Here is a 20,167-nt window from a genome sequence, read left to right as displayed (position 1 = left end):
GTATAATGGTAAGGAAAACCTTACCATTATTACTCCATTTTGCTTATTTCTTTTTTCAATCGTTTGATAATCTTCTTTTCTAACCTTGAAATATAGGATTGGGAAATACCTAAGATTTCTGCTACATCTTTTTGGGTTCGAATATTGCCATCATGTAAACCAAATCTTAAAATCATTATTTTTTGTTCCCTTTTTGAAAGTTTAGTCATTGCCTTTTGTAATAAGTTTCGATTAATTTCTTGTTCTAAATCTTTATGAACAATATCTGGTTCTGTCCCTAGTACATCTGATAAAAGTAACTCATTACCATCCCAATCTATATTTAAAGGTTCATCAAAGGAAACCTCTGCTTTTAACTTATTATTTCTCCTCAAAAACATAAGTATTTCGTTTTCAATACATTTAGAGCCATATGTTGCAAGTTTAATTTTCTTTGAAGGATCAAAGGTATTTACAGCTTTAATTAAACCAATAGTACCTATTGAAACCAAATCTTCGATATTTACTCCAGTATTTTCAAATTTCCTAGCTATGTATACAACAAGTCTTAAATTATGTTCAATTAATAACCGTTTAACGCCCTCGTCACCTTTTTGAAGTTTTTCCATTAAATATGATTCTTCGTCATTAGATAATGGAGGTGGTAAAGCTTCTGTACTACCTACAAAGTAAATATAACTCCTCTCTAATTTCAATACCTTTAAAATTTTAACATACAATAATCGTAACTCTAATTTTAGTTTTGCAAAAAAACTCATGATAGATACCCCTCTCCTTCACTAAAATATTACAGCTGGGTGTAATAATGCATCTACTCCAGGATACATCCGTGACATATCTGGATTTAAACCAATTAAACAATTAACCTCATCATTTTTTTCTCCCAACAACTTAACTTTATCTGCCCTTATGGTTACCAATAACTCTTCACCTCCCATAGACTTGAAAGGTATTAAGGTTACTTTTAATTGGGTTTCCATCGGCACCTCCCAAATATCACCTGTTTCCAGCCATTTACTCCACTCAGGACCTAATAATTTTTTTATTGATACAGCATTAACAATAATTACAGGCAACTTGGTTAATGGGTCATAAATTGAGTTGCCGGTATCTAAAAAGCCGCGAACTTTTACTTTTTCATTTCCAACATATATTTCCAAGTAATAATACATCTTTTTGTTGTTAAAAATATTCTTCACATTTAGTATAAATATTCTAGTAAGGGGGATAAATATGACTAATCCTGAGAAAAAAAGAATAATTTTTGTAACTTCCCTTACAGAAATTATTGGGTTAATTATAGAAATAAAACCTATATTTTCAATCATAATCCAGTACAATACCCCTGCACCTAAAAAAGAAATAACAAATAAGGTTACTATCTTTTTTAAAAAAATCATTAAATTATCAACGGGAAAGGCGATAAAACCTAATAATAGGAAAAAAATTACCTTAACAAAAACATGTGCAAAAAATTTTGGATAAAGGACTAAAAAAATACTATATGCTGAGCCAAATAAAGATGCGAAAATTTTTCTTTTTAATGGTGTTTTATGGGAATAAACTAAGTCATGTAATATAAATATAATTAGACATAACAAAAAATTTACGATAAAGGTTAAATCTAAATATATTTTCATTCTCCTCCCCCCTATTTATATCTTAACATAAGTAAGCTGCAAAAATTGTCATAATATGGAGGAGAATAAAAAAGACACAGGAAAATTTTTTTATTTTCCTGTGTCTTTCTTTATTTAGACATTCTTTTTCTTAAAAAGGCTGGTATATCAAAATCCTCTCCATCAAAGGATTCCACTTCCAATTCTGAAATATATTTAGTTTTATCTGCCTTAGGTGCATCAAAGCCAGTAGCTATAACAGTAACTTTTATTTCATCTCCCATTGATTCATCAATAACAGCACCAAAGATAATATTTGCATCAGCATCAACATATTTTTCTACTACAGCTGCTGCTTCTTGTACTTCATGAAGGCCTAGATTAGTTCCACCAGAAATGTTTAATAATACACCTTTTGCACCATTAATTGATGTTTCTAACAGAGGACTGGATACTGCTTGATTAGCCGCTACACTAGCCCTATTTTCACCTGAAGCTATACCAATGCCCATTAGAGCAGAACCGGTTTCTTTCATTATTGTCTTAACATCTGCAAAGTCCAAATTAATTAAACCCGGTACTGCAATTAAGTCAGATATACCTTTTACACCTTGTAATAATACATCATCAGCAATCTTAAAGGCTTCTAACATAGTTACATTTTTATCAGTAACTTGAAGTAAGCGGTCGTTGGGGATAACTATTAACGTGTCAACTTTTTCTTTTAAGTTTTCAATACCTTTTTCGGCAAATCCCTGTCTTTTTCTACCCTCAAAACTAAAGGGTTTTGTGACAACACCAACAGTTAAAGCTCCCTGTTCTTTGGCAATTTCAGCAATGATAGGTGCAGCACCAGTACCAGTACCACCACCCATACCAGCAGTGACAAAAACCATATCAGCACCTTTTAAAGCTTTAGCTATCTCTTCTCTAGTCTCCTCAGCTGATTGACGACCAATTTCAGGATTTGCCCCTGCACCTAAACCTTTTGTTATTTTATCTCCCAATTGGATTTTTACATCAGCTTGGGAATTATGTAAGGCTTGTGCATCAGTATTTGCAACGATAAAGTCTACACCTTTTAAACCAGAACTGATCATTCTATTGACAGCATTACTGCCCCCACCACCAACTCCAATTACTTTTATATGGGCAAATTGCTCCATATCAAAATCAAACTCAAACATAAAATTTCCCTCCTAGATCTAACGAAAAAAGTCGTTGAATAATTCCTTTAACTTTGCCAACAATCCGAATCCTATCACCTTGTTTGATTTAACTGGTGCAGAAGTCTGTAAACTATTATTAACAACATACTCAATTATGCCAGTACCAGTTGAGAATGAGGGATCAGCAACTCCAATAAATTGAGGTTGATAAATCCTTACATTACCACCTAATTGGGCTTGGGCCACTTCAGCAATTCCTGGTAAAGTAGCCACTCCACCCGTTAATACAATTCCACCAGGTAACACTTCACTATAACCTAGTTTTAACAGTTCTTTTTTAATTAAGTAAAAAATCTCTTGTACCCTTGGTTCGATGATATCTGTTAATTTCTGAGTACTAACACTTACTTTTTCTTTTCCTACAGTTGTTATTTCAAAACTTCTTTCTTCATCCCTATAGAGGGCAGATCCATATCTTAATTTTATTTTTTCTCCTTCCACCAGTGGAATTCTTAAACCTTTAGAAATATCGCTAGTGATGTGCTCTCCACCGATAGGTAAAACTATTTTATCCACTAAGTTTGAGTTTTGAAAAATAGCTACTTCGGTAGTTCCCCCTCCAATATCTACCAAAATTGACCCTAGCTCTTTTTCATCCGCAGACAATGCCACTTCACCGGTGGCTAAAGAATTTAAAATGAAATTTTCAACAGTAAGTCCTGCTCTTTCAATACATTTTTTAATATTTCTTAAAACAGTGGAAGTAGCAGTTAAGATTAAAGCTTCTACTTCTAATCTTACACCTATCATTCCCACTGGATCTTTAATTCCATCATAGCCATCAACTATAAAGTTTAATGGAATAGTCTGAATGATTTCTCTTTCCGGTGGAATTGCAACAACTTTAGCTGCTTGCAGAACTCTTTCGTAATCATATTCAGTAATTTCTTTATCTTCACCGGAAACGGCCACTACACCTCGGTTTTTTAACATCTGTACGTGAGCTGCGGGGATACCAACAAATACAGAAGAAATTTGAATTCCTATCATTCTTTCTGCTTGTTCTACTGCTTCTACGATAGATTTTACAGTACTATCAAGATCAACAATGGTACCCTTCCTCAAACCCAGGGATTTACTTTGACCAATCCCAATAATATTCACATTGCCATCTCTGTCTTGTTCTCCCACTATAACTTTTGTAGTTGATGTTCCTATATCTAAGCTTGTAATAATTCTTTTTTGCGGCAAACTGTTCACCTCCCCAGGTAAATAAAGTTAACATATATTAAATTCAACATAGATTGCTTATTTTCCTCTTTATTTTGCTATTTTTTTAAGAAAAATTTATTTAAAATAATTCTCCTCATAATAGCAAGATTTTGGAATAACCTTACACCAAAAGCAAAAATTGCCGCTAAATATAAATCAACCCCAAATCTTTCACCTAAATTTACCAATAATGCTGCTAAGATAATATTACCAAAAAAACCAGAGATGAAAACATAATTATCATAGTTTTTTTCTAAATAAGCTCTAACTCCACCAAAAATTGAATCTAGGGCTGCCAACAAAGCTATAGATAGATAATGGGCATATTCTAAAGGAAGGGAAATAGAAGATATCCAACCTATAAATAATCCGACTAGTAATCCAAAAAGAGGTAGTAACAAACTATTCACCTCCTTTATTAGTTTTTATATATTGCAATTCTACTCTCCCCTTAAAAGAAGGAATATGAATTTCATCTGATAATTCCACATCAATTTCTATCCCCCAAAACCTTAAATTCTCCACTATTCCCCCTCTCATGTTTAAAGATGCTTGTAGAGTGTTTTTATTGCCAATAGCCTTTATTACATAAGGTGGAGCTAACCGTGTACCATTTACTAAAATAACAGGACCTGCACAGGTTATTTCACTAAAAGCAGTAAGCCTTAAACCATTTATTGCTATTGCTTCCGCCCCTGCTGCTTTTAAAACATTTACTATTTTTAATAAATCTTCATCATGGACTATAAAGAGATTAGGATCATCATATTGTCTTCTTTCTTTGGTAGAGTCGTTAACTGTTACAATTACCCCTTCTCCATAGACATCGGTAAGGCCAGCTAAAACTTGTAAGTTTTCTAATTCTTGTTTTAAAAGCTCAGACGGACTTTCACCAGCTGCAGCTTTGCTACGATATTGATTCAATAAATCCTCTAATTCTTTAATTTGACTTTCTAGACTTTGATTTTTAGTTACTAACTCAATAACCTTATTTCTCAATTCAGTTTCCCTAACTCCTAAATGCTGTTCTACACCTTGTTGAGTTCTAAAATTAACTGCCAACATAAAGCCCAAAACGAGACAAATTAATGTTAATGCAACGGTAGACTTATCTTTGTTTCCCAAGGTTTATCCCTCCAATATTTCTTCAAATATTATATTTTGTCCCCTAATGTCAATAATACCTCTTTTACCATTATCCTTTTGCAAATTAATTATTTTGATTATTTCTTCTGTCCTTTGATTAGTTAAATTGGAAATAACTCCAACCCGTATTATAAAACCATCTACCGTATACAAATAAATTGAATTTAAATTTTCTACATTGATTTCAGATAACAAATATAAAAAGTGGTCAGGAAGTTCTTTTACATGACTAACTAAATAATTCAATTCTTTTTGATCATGGTTTCCTATAATAAAAGGAACATTAACAGAAAACAAACCAGGTAGATTAGGTAAAAGATATCCTTCCTCATCTATAATACTAATCACTGAATTTTCGATAGTTCTAAACAATGGCCTTCTTTCAGTTATTTCCACATGTACAGACCTTGAAAAATAATCTTTAACCACATTAACTTCTTTAATCCAAGGGTTATCCATTAAAGGTTGTATATAATCCTTCTTGGAAGTTTTAAAGAAATTAGCTTGTCCCTCCTGAGGTAATTTAAGGAGAATTTCCTGCTTATCTAGCAAGAAATTCCCTGTAATAAAAACATTTTCTAAAATAGCATACTGGGAATTTAAAAATATATAAACACTTGAAGATAGTAATAATATTAGCAGAACTAAATAAATACTTTTATTTATTCTAAAATTAAATTTTCGGGAGGGAAGTTTTTTAGGTTTTTGAATATGGGATAAATCCCGTTTTCTCTTGGAAAAATCTATGACATTTTTTCTATAAACACTATTACTTCTTTCAACCTTTATTTTCAAATTAATCCCCTCACTCCTTTATTCTTATAATATTTCCACCAAGACCTCTAAATAATTCTTCAATTTTTTCATATCCCCTATCTATATGCTCTACTTTTTCAATTATAGTAGTATTTTCCCCAGCTAAACCACCTATAACTAAAGCTGCTCCAGCCCTTAAATCTGTGGCTTCTACATAAGTTCCTATAAGTCTTTTAACACCTTTAATTACAGCAGTTTTATTACTAATTTTTATATCTGCTCCCATTCTTCTAAATTCCCCCACATGTTTAAACCTAGCATCAAAGACATTTTCTGTAACTATACTTGTTCCTTCCGCCATAGCTAAACCTATCATCATAATTGGCTGCATATCTGTTGGAAATCCTGGATAAGGAGCAGTTCTAATATCCACAGGTTTAAGGGGGGAAGTTCCCTTTATCATTATTTCATTTTCTCCAACGGTTATTTTAGCTCCCATTTCCCTTAACTTTATAATAATTAGTTCCAAATGTTCTGGTATAACATCCTTTAATAAAACTTCACCATTGGTCATAGCCGTAGCCATTAGGACAGTCCCAGCTACAATTCTATCTGGTATAATTCTATGTTCACAGCCATGAAGTTTATCTACACCATTAATCCTTATTTCTGCTGTACCTGCTCCAGAAATTTTAGCTCCCATTTTATTTAAAAACATTTGTAAATCTACAATTTCAGGTTCTCTAGCAGCATTTTTTATTACCGTTACTCCCTTTGCTTTACATGCTGCTAACATAATATTTTCAGTAGCACCAACACTTGGATAATCTAGATATATTTCTGCTCCTTTGAGACCATTAGGTGCTTTTACTATATAGCCTTTTTCTCCAAACTGGGCACCTAAACTTTTAAGACCTTTTTCATGTAAATCAGTGGTCCTTTCCCCAATATCACAACCACCAGGTCGGGATACTAAGGCATTATTAAATCTACCTAACAGGGCTCCTAGTAAAAAAATGGAAGATCTCATTGACCGCATTAATTTATCATCGATTTCATATCTATTGGCTTTACTACTATCAACAATTAAAGTATGTCCTTGTCTTTCGCAAATTACCCCTAAACTCCGTAAAATTTCTAACATCATATCTACATCTGTTATTATGGGTACATTATGAATTATACATTGACCTTCACATAATAGTGAAGCGGCAAGTATTGGAAGAACAGAATTTTTTGCCCCTTGAATATTTACTTCTCCTTTTAAAGGATTTCCTCCTTTGATTACCAATTTTTCCATGGGGTTAAACCTCCTCTAAATTTAACCCCCCACCTATAATTTTAACCTCAGGCTCTAGTTTAATTCCAAAATTAGTAAATACTTCTTTCCTCGCTAAGTTAATTAGTGCCATTACTTCAACAGCCTTTGCTTTTCCTAAATTAACAATAAAATTACCGTGTTTTGTTGATATTTGTGCATCCCCTATTCTATAACCTTTTAATCCCACTTCTTCTATAAGTTTTCCCGCACTGAAGTTAGGGGGGTTTTTGAATATGCTACCAGCATTAGGGTAATTGATGGGTTGATTAGCTTTTCTAACTTTTAATATTTCTTTTACTCTTTGCTGTAAATATTTAGGATTTTCTTGCCATAGGGATAAATTTACTTCTAAAACCACTAAGTTTTTTCTTTGTAAAGAAGATTTTCTATAAGAAAAATTTAAGTCATCTTTTTTTAAATTATAAATTTCTAAGTTATCAATATCTAATACTTTAACCCATTGAACTAATTCACCTATTTCTCGACCCATAGCACCGGCATTCATAACTACAGAGCCTCCAAGGGTTCCTGGAATACCAATCAACTCTTCTATACCACTATATCCATTACTTATAGCCCAAAAAATTAACTTAGATAGTGGAATACCACTAAAAACAGTAATACTCTGATTATCCACTGAAATTTTACTCTTACTGTTTAGAATTTTTAATACTATACCTCTAACCCCTTCATCACTTACTAAAAGATTTGAACCATTTCCTATTATTAGTAAAGGCTGATTTCTTTCCTTAGCTAAAGTAACTAACTTTACGATTTCTTGTAAATTTTGGGCTATGACAAGAAAATCCCCATTCCCTCCAATTTTAATAGTGGTATGTTTACTTAGTGGTTCAGCAGTTTTTACATTTACCGTTATTTTTAAAAGTTCTTCTAGCATTTACATCAATTCCCTTCTGGTACACTATCCATTCTATGCCCAATAAATTTAAAGGTTCCACCCCAATATTTAATTTATATAGCGGGAAATATTAAGAATTATGCCTATACTTGCCAAAGTTATTATCAAAGATGTACCACCATAACTTATTAAAGGCAAAGTAATTCCAGTAGTTGGCATTGAAGAAGTTACCACTCCTACATTTATTAATACTTGTAAAGCAATCATTGTGGTAAGCCCCATAGCCAGAAAACTTCCGAAAGTATCCTCAACTTTTATAGCTATATTAAAACCTCTCCACACTAAAATTACAAATAATAACAAAACAAATAATGCCCCGATAAGCCCTAACTCTTCACAAATTATAGAAAATATAAAATCATTTTGTGGTTCTGGCAAAAAACCTGTCGTTTGTCTGCTATTACCAAGACCGACTCCTAACAACCCCCCTCCTGCTATACCATATAATGACTGAATAATTTGCCAACCGCTGCCAGTTGGATCAGCCCAAGGATCTAAAAAACTAAATATCCTAGCTAAACGATAATCTGCAGAAAAGATTAAATATATAACAGCTGGTAAACTTAAGGAAATTAAAAATAACAAATGACTCATTTTAGCCCCCGCTGCAAAAAGCATAATACCGATTGTACCACCTATAGCTACAGTGGTTCCTAAATCAGGTTGTAACATAATTAAACCTAAAGATAATCCCACTACAAGTAATAAAGGAACAATTCCTGAGAAAAATTTTGTCAGCCTTTCCGTTTTGGTCATATAATTAGCAGCAAAGAGGATTAAAGCAAATTTAGTAAAATCAGAAGGTTGAAAACGCATAAAACCTAGATTAAGCCACCTTCTTGCACCGTAAATTTCCACTCCAATCCCTGGAATTAACACTACACCTAATAAAATAAAGTTTAAGAAGAAGAAAAGGATTATAAATCTTTTCCACTGCCAAAAGTTAAAATTAGAGGTAACGTACATGGCAATAAGGCCTATTACAGCATAAATTAATTGTAATTTAATAAAATGTAAACTATCATTAAATCTGTTCAGCCCCTGATGATAACTAGCGCTAAAGACCATTACTAGGCCAATCCCAAGTAAAATAAAAGTGACTATAATTAGTGTGGAATCTGGTGGTCCCTTTCTTTTCATTTTCTCACACCCTTACCTATAAATTAACTCTTTGAAGAATCTACCCCTTTGCTCAAAATTTTGAAATTCATCCCAACTAGCACAAGCTGGAGATAGAAGGACAATTTCCCCTGGATTTGCTTTTTCCTTTGCTAAAAATACAGCTTCTTCAAAGGTTTTTACATGATAGTAATTCCTATACTCTACTTTATTCAAAAACCCTCTAATTCTTTCACCAGTTGCACCAAAAAGAATGACTTTTTTACATTTTTCTTTAACTTTTTGAACTAATGCCCAAAAATCTTCTCCTTTATCATAACCTCCCAAAAGAAGAGTTACAGGCTCTTTGAAAGCTTCTAATGCCTTAATAGTAGAATCACTATTTGTAGCTTTAGAGTCATTGTAATATTTCACACCATTTATTTCCCCAACAAACTCCAAACGGTGTTCCACACCATTAAAGGTTCGTATACCTTCAGTGATAACTTCATTGGACAAATTAAATATTTTCCCCACTATTACTCCTGCCAAAATATTTTCTCTATTGAAATTTCCTAAGATATTAATTATTTCAGCAGAACAAATCAGTTCTTTATAACTACCTCTTTTCCAATAAATATCATTTCCCTCAATATACGCCCCTTGAGGCACTTCCCTTTCTGCACTAAACCAGTAAAGATTTCCCTTTGTCTCACTTGAGATATCCCTACAAATTTTGTTGTCAAAATTTAAAACAGTATGATCATTATCATCTTGATTTAAGAAGATCTTTTTCTTTTGATTAATATAATTTTCAAAGGTTTTATGGCGATCTAAATGATCTGGGGAAAAATTGGTTATCACAGATACGTATGGTTTAAAATTAAAAGTACATTCTAATTGAAAACTACTCACTTCAGCTATAATGATATCTAAATCCTTTTTATAGATTGATTCTGCAATAGATATTCCTATATTACCTCCAACTGCCTCTTTGTAATTAGCTTTAGCAAATAGATGTCCTATAAAACTAGTAACAGTTGTTTTTCCATTTGTTCCAGTAATAGCCACTAAAGGAGCAGTGTTCAAAGAATTTATTAACTCAATATCAGAAATTACAGGAATACCTAAAGATAAAGCATATTGAATAAAGGGGATTTCCAATGAAATCCCTGGATTTTTAACTATAAATTCTGGCTTTGGATGGAGTAATTCAAAAGGATGTTTACTTACGACATATTCAATACCCAAACTCTTTAAAATACTTAGATCCTTTTCTAGTTTACTTTCTTCTCCTCCGTCATTCACTATCACTTTAGCCCCTAAATCATGTAGTACTTTAGCAATCCCTATCCCTGTTCTACCTGCTCCTACAATTAAAATATACTTACCTTTGAATTCCACATTAACACCCCTTACCTAATAATAAAAATACCATATTCCTATAGCTAAAATAGAAAATAACAATTGCACGGACCAAAAGGTCAAAACAATCTTCCATTCCGACCAACCTAACAGCTCAAAGTGATGGTGGATTGGTGACATTTTAAAAATCCTTTTACCAGTTGTTTTAAAGGATATTACTTGAATGATGGTAGATAATGCTTCTATTACAAAGATACCACCTAATAGTACCAATAAAAATTCCGTTTTTGTTAAAATTGCTGTTACTACTAAAGCCCCTCCTAACGCTAAAGAACCTGTATCTCCCATAAATAATTTAGCTGGATTTACATTATAAACTAAAAACCCTAGTACCCCACCTAATAAAGCTATACAAAAAATTGCCAAACCTATTTGTTGTTGAGTAATAGCTATATAAAAAATTCCAGAAATAGAAAAGACAAATGTTCCTGCTAATAATCCATCTAATCCATCAGTTAAATTAGTAGCATTACTAGTCCCTAGCATAATGAACAAAATAAATGGCAGGTAAAAATAACCAAAATCTATATTTCCGATAAAAGGAACCTTCACAATTGTGCTGTGATTTATATTAATTAATAAAAGAAAGATAATTGTAGCAACTATTACTTGCCCTAATAACTTTTCCCTAGCTTTTAAACCTAGAGATCTTTTTAAGACTACTTTAATGTAGTCATCTAAAAATCCTATTATACCATATCCAAAAGTTGCTATTAAAGCAATATATACTGACGACTCCTTTGGAGCAAATATAAGAACCCCTATAAAACTAGAAATCAAAAATACAAGTCCTCCCATGGTAGGAGTACCTTTTTTTACTAAATGCCTTTTAGGACCATCTTCCCTAATACTTTGCCCTACTTTTAATCTGGTAAGAAATGGGATTAAAATAGGTGTTAAAATTATCGCTACTAAAAAAGATGTTAAAGCAGTATATAACAAAATTCTTTCTTCCATTAAAACTCCTCCTTAATTTTTTCGACGATCTGCTCCATTCTTATTCCTCTAGATCCTTTAACCAAAACCGTTGCTCCAGGTATTATTATATCCTTAACATATTCCTTTGCTTGTTGAGAATTAGCAAAAGATAAAAATTCTCCATTAAAACCTCCATTTAACGCACCACTTTTGATATATTTTCCATACTGTCCTACTGTTATTATTTTCCCCACACCTATTAAAGCTGCTTGTTTTCCAACATTAAAGTGGGCTTGTTCAGTATAATCTCCTAGCTCCAACATATCCCCTAAAAAAGCTATTTTAATTTTTCCTTTACCTAAATCCTCCAATACTCTTAGAGCAGCTTTGGTAGATGTTTCACTGGCATTATAACAATCATTTATTAAAGTTATTTCTTTTAATGATAATATTTCAGTTCTCATTCCTGTTAGTTGAAGATCTAAAAGACTTTGTTTAATATCACTAATATCAATACCAAAATTCAATCCTACTGCAATAGCTACTAAACAATTATATACATTATGTTCTCCAAGTAAAGGTAAATGTATAGTTTCATCAATTCCTAAACCTTTAACCTGAAATACTGTACTATTACCTACTCTGTGAATATTTTTTGCATATAATTGATTATATTCCCTTAAACCATATGTAATTACTTTTGGTAAAGTATTTATTAAATCCTTAAGGTAAGGGTCATCTCCATTCAAGACACCTATCCCCTCGGGATTTAAATGATTAAATATTTCCCCCTTTGCTTTAGCTATATTTTCCTTTGTTTTTAAATTTTCTAAATGTGATTCCCCTATATTTGTAATTATTCCTATATCAGGTTTAGCAATTTTAGATAATACATCTATTTCCCCCAATTGACTCATTCCCATTTCTAATACAGCAAATTCATGACTTTCATCACAGTTAAGTAATGTCAACGGCAAACCCAAATGATTATTTAAGTTTCCTTGAGTTTTCAATGTTTTTCCCTTCACACTAGTTACAGTTGCTACTAAATCTTTAGTTGTTGTTTTTCCATTACTACCTGTAACACCAATAACTTTCAAATCTAAACCATCACGATAATTACTAGCTAGTTGTTGTAATGCTATAACATTATCTTTAACTAATATAAATTCACATGGCAATTCAGGATTAAAATATTTTTCATCTTCTATAAAAATACAGCTACTTCCATTTTCAACAGCATTTTTTATAAAGTCATAGCCGTTAACCCTTTCACCTTTAAAGGGAATAAAAAGACTATTAGAAACTGCTTTCCTACTATCAATTACACAACTGGTTATCGTCAATTCCCCTCTAGAAGATAACTTAATACCATTAACATATTTAGCAATAACAGAAGTTGTTAAATTCATTTTTCCTCAATCTCCTTCATAAGTTCATAAGCTACTTGTTTATCATCAAACTCAATAATTTCATCTCCTATGATCTGATAATTTTCGTGGCCTTTCCCTACAATTAGAATTATATCCCCTTTGTCTGCAATGGTAATAGCTCTTTTTATAGCTTCCCTTCTATCAAGTATAACTTGATAATTTTTTTTACTGAATCCCTTTATTATATCTTCAGCAATTTTTTCTGGTTTTTCTCCCCTCGGATTATCATTAGTGATAATTGAAAAATCTGCGTATTTTTCAGCAATTTCAGCCATTAATGGTCTTTTTCCTCTATCCCTGTCTCCACCACAACCAAATACTAATAAAATACGATTTTCTTTAATTAGTGAAGCAGTTTGAAGAACATTTTCTAAACCATCAGGGGTATGGGCATAATCTACAATAACTGTATAATCCCCTGAGCTTTTTAATACTTCAAAACGGCCAGGTACTCCAGTAATACATTTAAAAGCTTCTTTGATTTCTTGTAAAGACATACCCTCTAGAATAGCAACACTTATAGCAGCTAAACAGTTATAAATACTAAAATGTCCAATTAAATTTGTTTCTATAATTATACTACCCAACCAGGTCTGTAGCTTGAATTTAGAACCATTAACAGTTGTTATAATATCTTCAGCTTTTACATCACAATCTTTATTTATACCATAAGTCAAAACTTCACATAAACTTACTGATTGAAAATATTCACTGTTAGGATCATCGGCGTTTATAACTATGTATTTACTCTTATTATTTTTAAAACCAAAGGTTCCTAAGGAAGTTAAAAACAATCCCTTTGCCAAACGATAATTTTCAAAGGTTTTATGAAAATCCAAATGATCTTGAGTAATATTGGTGAAAACTGCAATGTCAAATTCAGTTCCATTAAGCCTATTATTTATAATTCCATGGGAAGATGCTTCCATAACAAGATATTGACCATTCTCTTTCACTATCTTATGGGAAAAATCTTGGATAATTAGGGGATTAGGGGTAGTGTTTTTAGCTTCATAAATTTTATTATCAAAAACATATCCAGTTGTTCCTAATATCCCAACTTTATTTTTATTATTAAAACCTAATAATTTACCAATAAGGTGGGTAACAGTAGTTTTTCCGTTTGTTCCTGTTACTCCAATAACATTTAACTTTTGAGTTGGATAACCATAAAATTTAGCAGCTAACAACCCTAATGCCTTAGATGTATCTTTTACAGCAACAACTTTATCTTTTATCTTTTGAGGTATTTTATCTAAATATGAATAATTAATAACTACAGCCTTTGCCCCCTTATCTAAAGCTTGAATTATAAAATCATGTCCATCAAATGTTGCTCCTTTAACAGCTATAAAAAGATCACCGGATTTTACTAAACGAGAATCAATACAAATCCCTTCAATATCAATATTTGCAATATCTGTTTGTACAAATCTGAGCCCAGATAATAATTCATTAATTTTCATAGTATATCCTCCTTGATTCTCTGACATAATTTCCTTTTACAAAGCTAGGTTCTTATTTATTATAAACCAAAGAAAACTATTTTTTCCACTATCTTAAAAAAAGGTTGAGGAAACCTCAACCCTAGCGTACCAGTGGTGCAAACTCCACTACAATTGTTGTATTAGCTTTGACTTTTTCTCCTGCTTTAGGCCTTTGATCTACCGCTATCCCGCTTCCCTTAATTTCTACTTGTAAATTTAATAGTCCTAAGAGGTCTTTTACTTCCTTGAGAGATTTTCCTTTAAGGTCTGGAACTGTCACTTCTTCAAAATCTGCAGTTTGACTGTTACTAGTATAAACAATTACAGTTGAATTAATAGGCATTTGAATTCCAGCTTTTGGTGTTTGAGCAATAATATATTCCCCTTCCCCTTCTATTTGAAGGTTAAAACCACTAATTTGTAATGTCCCTATAGCTTCATCAATAGTTTGATTTCGCAAATTAGGGATTATTCCTAACTTAGGCGGCTCCTGTTCTATTTCTGCATTATTGGGCTTTACATTTAGTACCTTTAAAATATCCCCCATTATATTTCTAAAAATTGGAGCAGCTACTTGTGATCCCCATTGTGGTCCAATGCTAGGCTCATCTACCATTACATATAGTACCACTTGAGGATCTTCCACAGGAGCAAAACCTATAAAGGATAATATAAATTTACCTGGAAGATAGCCACCAGTAGGACTAATTTTCTGAGCTGTCCCCGTTTTACCACCAATCCTATAGCCCGGTACTGCCCCAAACTTTCCTGATCCATTGATCACAACACTTTCTAGTATATGGACTAATTCTTTGGAAGTTTCTTCAGAAATTACTCTCCTTATTGCTGTAGGTTTATTTTCTTTAACTAATTGCCCGTCTTGATCATAAAATTCTTTAGCTATATAAGGTTTCATTAATGTACCACCATTAACAACAGCAGAAACAGCCATAATTTGTTGAATAGGGGTCACAGCATTACCTTGACCAAAAGCTGATACTCCTAGATCAACTAAACTAAAATAACGACTATTAATATCAAATAAAATCCCTGTTTGCTCACCAGGTAAATCTATACCTGTTCTTTTCCCAAAACCAAAACCGTGAATGTACTGAAATAGTTTTTCTTTCCCCAAACGCATTCCCAGTTCTATAAACCCTGGGTTACATGAGTTTTCTGTTACTTCTATAAAAGTTTGAAGTCCATGGCCTCCACGGTATCTAGTCCAACAACCTAATTTTCTTCCCGCCACTTCATAATATCCATCACAGTAATAAGTATCATATATAGAAAAAACATTTTCTTCTAAACCTGCTGCTAAAGTTATAATTTTAAATGTAGATCCGGGCTCAAAACTACTAGTTATCAAAGGATTTCTCCAATTGCTCTGGGGATATAATCCATAGTTCCCAGGATCAAAATTAGGCATACTTGCCATCCCTAAAATTTCCCCTGTATGAGGATTAACTGCTATAGCAGCAGCAGATAATGGAGCGTGGTTAATCATAGCTTTAGTTAGTTCCCGTTCAATAATATTCTGAATTCTACTATCTATAGTTAAAACTATATCTAAACCATCTTGAGGTGGAATATATTGTTGAATTCCTCCAGGTATTTCTCTACCCCTTGCATCAGATTGATATACTATGTTACCTGGTTTACCCTTTAATTCATTTTCATATTGAAACTCTATACCTTCTAACCCTTCGTCAATCCCTACAAAACCTAATATATGACTGGCCAAATTACCATTTGGATAAAAACGCTTAGATTCCACTGTTGTTCTAATACCAGGGTAATTTAATTCTACAACTTTTAGTGCAACTTCATCTTCAACTTTTCTTTTAAGATAAACTTGTGAAGCATTTCTAGTCAATCTATCTTTAACTGTCTCTACTTCCATATCTAAAATGGCAGCTAAATTTACAGCCATCTCATCGATAAGTCCCGGCCTTTTCTTCTCAGCATCTCTGACCATCGACGGGATTACTACAATAGTTTCCGCACTGGCGCTTCCCGCTAACAACTGACCATTCCTGTCAAATATCTGTCCCCTTTGAGGTTGTACTATTAAACTTCGGGTCCATTGATTTTGCGCTTTATTTAAATATTCCTCACTTTTAAGAAATTGTATCCAAAATAATCTTACCATTAACACTAGGAAGAAAAAGGTAAAAATCATAAAAGTTTCTAAAAGTCTTTTTCTAACTTGTAAATTTGATACTCCTTCTTTCATCCAAATTCCCCCACTTTGAGGTTAATTACCATTATCACTCCAATTAGAAGTATTAATTATTACTATCTGTTCCGGCTTGGGAGGACGCAAATCCAATTGCTCTGTGGCTATTTTATCAATTCTCGCTATAGAACTCAATCTCGCTACTTCTAGTTGTAAATGGTATTTCTCATCCATCAAATTATTATAGAATCTTTTTTTACTTTGCAACTCTAAGTTATAGCTATTAATAACTGAACTTCTGTAAATAATTGTTATACCCATTGCCACTAAAGCTAAAATTAGCAAACCTGTTTTAACCACAGGACTTAAAGTTAATTTTTTTGCCTGCCTTCCCTTTTCCCCTTCAAAATTGGGCTTTAGATATTGGTAATTAACCCTTTCTTTTTTAACTGCTACCATAATGTATTCTAACCCCCTAATCTTTAGAACTTTATACTCGTTCAGCTATCCTCAATTTTGCACTTCTTGCCCTAGGGTTTTGATCTAATTCTTTTTTAGACGGAACTATAGGCTTTTTAGTTATTAACCTAAGTTTTCTTTTATGATTACAAACACAAATTGGGTATTCCCTAGGACATAGACAATCTAGTGTAGCTTCTTTAAAAATGTTTTTCACAATCCTATCTTCTAAAGAATGAAAAGTTATTACACTTATCCTCCCTTTAGGTTTTAACAATTCAATCGCTTTTTTAAGGCCCCGTTCTAGTACTCCAAGTTCATCATTGACTGCAATCCTTATAGCTTGAAAAGTTCTTTTAGCAGGATGAGGTCCATCTTCTCTGGCCCCTTTTGGAATTGCTTTTTTAATTACATCTACCAGTTCAAATGTTGTATAAATTGGCCTATTTTCTACGATAAATTTTGCAATTCTCCTTGCCCATTTTTCTTCACCGTACTCTGAAATTATTTCAAAGAGCTGTTCTTCTGACCAGCCATTAACTATCTCTTTTGCTGTTAATTTAGCATCTTGACTCATCCTCATATCTAAAGGGGCATTATGATTATAACTAAAACCCCTCTCTGGTATATCTAATTGAGGTGATGATACCCCTAAATCAAATACACAACCATCAATACCATCAATATTTAATTTTTCTAGATAAAGGTCGATATCTGCAAAATTTCCTTTTACCGGTATAAACCTTTTACCTAGTTCTGCAAATTTTTTTATATTATAATCAAGGGCTATTTGATCTTGATCAATACCAATAACAGTACAGTTCCCATTAACCCTAGAAAAGATTTCTCTAGTATGTCCTCCTCCCCCTAAAGTACAATCAACATAAATTCCCTTTTCTTTAACTTCTAGACCGTCTATTGTTTCTTTCAGTAGTACAGTAGTATGTTTAAATTCCATTTTAACCTCCTAAATAACGACTATATGTCGAAATCCACTATTTTTTCTGCTATTTCCTCAAAGGATTCTTCTGCATCTAAACTATATTTTTCCCAATTTTCTTTACTCCATATCTCAATCCTATTAGATACCCCAATAATTACACAATCTTTATTAATCTGAGCAAAATCCCTTAAATTTTGTGGAATTAATATTCTTCCCTGTTTGTCTAATTCACATTCAGTAGCTCCTGAAAAGAAAAAACGGACGAAGGCCCTAGCATCTCCTTTAGTTAGGGGAAGCTTTTTTAATTTTTCTTCCATAATAGCCCATTCCCCTTCTGGATAAACAAATAGGCAATTATCCAATCCACGGGTAACAATGAATTTTTTCCCTAAACTATCTCTGAATTTAGCAGGGATAATAACTCTGCCTTTATCATCAATACTATGTTGGTATTCACCTAAAAACACAGTTATCACCCCCACTTTCCTCCACAATTCACCACTTAATTATACTTTCTACCCATTTTATAAAAATCCTGCTTTTTTAAAAAAATATTTTTAATAAAAAAGAAAACCAGCCCATCAGGGCTGGAAATAAAATCCTTCTATTTTTATAACTTTTCTACACTACTACTTCGGAGGCATCACTTTCTTTTATTGTACTAATTACCCGTTGACCACACTTAGGACATTCAAACTTATTCTCCAGGTGGGTCATCCCTTGTAAACCACAACCTAAACATATAAATTCGATGACATCCACAGTATTCATCATACCGCCTCCCTTAAAATTTGTTCTATTTTTCGTTATTATAGTATATTCTCCAAAAATACTGAAAATCCTTTTTTATTAAAAATTTTTGTATTTTAATTTTATTCTAGTATTACCTTTTTCCATCCTATTTATACGGTGAATTTTTCCAAAAACTTAAAATTTCTATTTCTTTTAAATCCCTTTCCCTAATGAATCTGATAAAATTTTGTCCTGCTTTTAAGTTATTTATATCGAATTTAATCAACTGATACCCTGCTGATTCATTAAAATATATCCTAATATTATCTCCTTGTTTTTGAACTGTTTCGACATATCCACCAAAGATATAGATTGAAATTTCCTCATCTTTATTAACCCCTTCTAAAATCTCTAAATTATAACCTTCCTCAGCTAAAATAGGTTTTACTTGATTATCAACTATAACAAACTTTTCTAAAATTGAATTAGAGATATATTTATCTCCTTCATCGAGTACAACAAATTTTATAGGTATAGAATATATGTAATCTTCCTCTACTAACAACCTTTTCCCTTCTTTATTTACAAATTCATAAGTTATAATCCCTTCTTTTAAAACACTTTTATCAAAGCTTACCAAGTTATACCCTTCACTTTTTTCTTCAACTACCACTTGTGCTAGACTTTTTTCTGGGAAATATTTAATTTCTATAACATCAGCTAAAATTGTATATATTCCTATTTTCTCAAAATGGTTGATGTTATTTTCCTTTATAGCTTCAATGTTATGTTTTTCTAAAATACTATTATCGTAGTTTACGCCTCCAGCAATAAAATATTGGGGAAAAAGACTATCTACCTCTATATCTTTTTGAGTATTTTCGATTATTCTTTCAAATTCAATTTTAATATACACTTCATTATTACTTTTATTGGATGTAAAGTTAATAATTAACCCTAATAATATGATAGCAATTAAAAATAATATACAATAGGTCATTATCTTCTTTTTTGTTAAGTGGATTACTGCAAAATAATATTGTGCCATTTTTTTCCCTCCCAGATCTTTTTATATATATTTATTTACAAAAAGATCCTAATAGAACAAAAAAGCATGATTTATCCAGTAAATCATGCTAAGACTGAAGATAAACTATAGACAAAGTCATCATCAGCTGTGGTAATTAAACTAAGATACGATTAAGTTGAGGAGATAGATTTAAGAGCTGATTAGATAAAAGGAAGAAGGGGTGAGGAACAGGACGTTCCGAAAGCTCTATTGAGCCATGGA

At 32.2% G+C, this 20,167-nt stretch carries 20 protein-coding genes; all 20 read right to left on the bottom strand.

The window, feature by feature from the left end; genetic code table 11:
* Nucleotides 1-29: 29 nt before the first annotated feature.
* Nucleotides 30-758, bottom strand: a complete 729-nt coding sequence (gene sigE, locus BMX60_RS02675) for an RNA polymerase sporulation sigma factor SigE (RefSeq protein WP_091348901.1) — start codon at nt 756-758, stop codon at nt 30-32.
* Nucleotides 759-779: 21 nt separating this feature from the next.
* Entirely contained in the window at nt 780-1,640 is an 861-nt protein-coding gene (locus BMX60_RS02670; RefSeq protein ID WP_091348899.1) for a sigma-E processing peptidase SpoIIGA, read from the bottom strand.
* A 110-nt stretch (nt 1,641-1,750) separates the two neighbouring features.
* Entirely contained in the window at nt 1,751-2,806 is a 1,056-nt protein-coding gene (gene ftsZ / locus BMX60_RS02665; RefSeq protein ID WP_091348895.1) for a cell division protein FtsZ, read from the bottom strand.
* 18 nt (nt 2,807-2,824) lie between these two features.
* Nucleotides 2,825-4,039: a cell division protein FtsA gene (gene ftsA / locus BMX60_RS02660; RefSeq protein WP_177159665.1), complete on the bottom strand. Its 1,215-nt coding sequence runs from the start codon at nt 4,037-4,039 to the stop codon at nt 2,825-2,827.
* Nucleotides 4,040-4,116: 77 nt separating this feature from the next.
* On the bottom strand, nt 4,117-4,461 hold the full coding sequence (locus tag BMX60_RS02655) for a small basic family protein (protein WP_091348889.1): 345 nt from the start codon (nt 4,459-4,461) through the stop codon (nt 4,117-4,119).
* Nucleotide 4,462: 1 nt separating this feature from the next.
* Nucleotides 4,463-5,185, bottom strand: a complete 723-nt coding sequence (locus BMX60_RS02650) for a DUF881 domain-containing protein (protein ID WP_091348885.1) — start codon at nt 5,183-5,185, stop codon at nt 4,463-4,465.
* Nucleotides 5,186-5,188: 3 nt separating this feature from the next.
* Nucleotides 5,189-6,001, bottom strand: coding sequence for a cell division protein FtsQ/DivIB (locus BMX60_RS02645; protein WP_177159664.1), 813 nt, complete (start codon nt 5,999-6,001; stop codon nt 5,189-5,191).
* Between the two features lie 10 nt (nt 6,002-6,011).
* Entirely contained in the window at nt 6,012-7,262 is a 1,251-nt protein-coding gene (gene murA, locus BMX60_RS02640; protein WP_091348880.1) for a UDP-N-acetylglucosamine 1-carboxyvinyltransferase, read from the bottom strand.
* A gap of 4 nt (nt 7,263-7,266) precedes the next feature.
* A complete protein-coding gene (gene murB, locus BMX60_RS02635) occupies nt 7,267-8,181 on the bottom strand; it encodes a UDP-N-acetylmuramate dehydrogenase (RefSeq protein ID WP_091348875.1) in 915 nt (304 codons plus the stop codon).
* A gap of 69 nt (nt 8,182-8,250) precedes the next feature.
* Nucleotides 8,251-9,342 carry a putative lipid II flippase FtsW gene (ftsW, locus tag BMX60_RS02630; RefSeq protein WP_091348872.1) on the bottom strand — a complete coding sequence of 364 codons (1,092 nt, stop codon included), beginning with the start codon at nt 9,340-9,342 and terminating at the stop codon, nt 8,251-8,253.
* A 12-nt stretch (nt 9,343-9,354) separates the two neighbouring features.
* Nucleotides 9,355-10,704, bottom strand: coding sequence for a UDP-N-acetylmuramoyl-L-alanine--D-glutamate ligase (murD, locus tag BMX60_RS02625; protein WP_091348869.1), 1,350 nt, complete (start codon nt 10,702-10,704; stop codon nt 9,355-9,357).
* Between the two features lie 15 nt (nt 10,705-10,719).
* Entirely contained in the window at nt 10,720-11,682 is a 963-nt protein-coding gene (gene mraY, locus BMX60_RS02620) for a phospho-N-acetylmuramoyl-pentapeptide-transferase (RefSeq protein WP_091348866.1), read from the bottom strand.
* Nucleotides 11,682-13,055, bottom strand: coding sequence for a UDP-N-acetylmuramoyl-tripeptide--D-alanyl-D-alanine ligase (locus tag BMX60_RS02615; protein WP_091348863.1), 1,374 nt, complete (start codon nt 13,053-13,055; stop codon nt 11,682-11,684). Before BMX60_RS02615 ends, mraY begins: the two co-directional genes overlap by 1 nt.
* Complete coding sequence (locus BMX60_RS02610) at nt 13,052-14,542, bottom strand: UDP-N-acetylmuramoyl-L-alanyl-D-glutamate--2,6-diaminopimelate ligase (protein WP_177159663.1); 1,491 nt, start codon at nt 14,540-14,542, stop codon at nt 13,052-13,054. Before BMX60_RS02610 ends, BMX60_RS02615 begins: the two co-directional genes overlap by 4 nt.
* Before the next feature lie 121 nt (nt 14,543-14,663).
* A complete protein-coding gene (locus BMX60_RS02605; protein WP_091348858.1) occupies nt 14,664-16,799 on the bottom strand; it encodes a stage V sporulation protein D in 2,136 nt (711 codons plus the stop codon).
* Nucleotides 16,800-16,820: 21 nt separating this feature from the next.
* Nucleotides 16,821-17,201 (bottom strand): cell division protein FtsL, encoded by a 381-nt coding sequence (ftsL, locus tag BMX60_RS02600; RefSeq protein ID WP_091348856.1) that lies wholly within the window; start codon nt 17,199-17,201, stop codon nt 16,821-16,823.
* A gap of 31 nt (nt 17,202-17,232) precedes the next feature.
* Complete coding sequence (rsmH, locus tag BMX60_RS02595) at nt 17,233-18,159, bottom strand: 16S rRNA (cytosine(1402)-N(4))-methyltransferase RsmH (protein ID WP_091348854.1); 927 nt, start codon at nt 18,157-18,159, stop codon at nt 17,233-17,235.
* A 20-nt stretch (nt 18,160-18,179) separates the two neighbouring features.
* On the bottom strand, nt 18,180-18,611 hold the full coding sequence (mraZ, locus tag BMX60_RS02590) for a division/cell wall cluster transcriptional repressor MraZ (protein ID WP_091348852.1): 432 nt from the start codon (nt 18,609-18,611) through the stop codon (nt 18,180-18,182).
* A gap of 154 nt (nt 18,612-18,765) precedes the next feature.
* Nucleotides 18,766-18,915 (bottom strand): hypothetical protein, encoded by a 150-nt coding sequence (locus BMX60_RS11985; protein WP_177159662.1) that lies wholly within the window; start codon nt 18,913-18,915, stop codon nt 18,766-18,768.
* A 127-nt stretch (nt 18,916-19,042) separates the two neighbouring features.
* On the bottom strand, nt 19,043-19,924 hold the full coding sequence (locus BMX60_RS02585; RefSeq protein WP_091348849.1) for a hypothetical protein: 882 nt from the start codon (nt 19,922-19,924) through the stop codon (nt 19,043-19,045).
* Between the last annotated feature and the right edge of the window lie 243 nt (nt 19,925-20,167).

Origin of the sequence: Anaerobranca gottschalkii DSM 13577 (assembly GCF_900111575.1) — a bacterium.
Lineage (GTDB): Bacteria > Bacillota > Proteinivoracia > Proteinivoracales > Proteinivoracaceae > Anaerobranca > Anaerobranca gottschalkii.
This window is presented reverse-complemented; position numbering and strand designations above follow the sequence as displayed.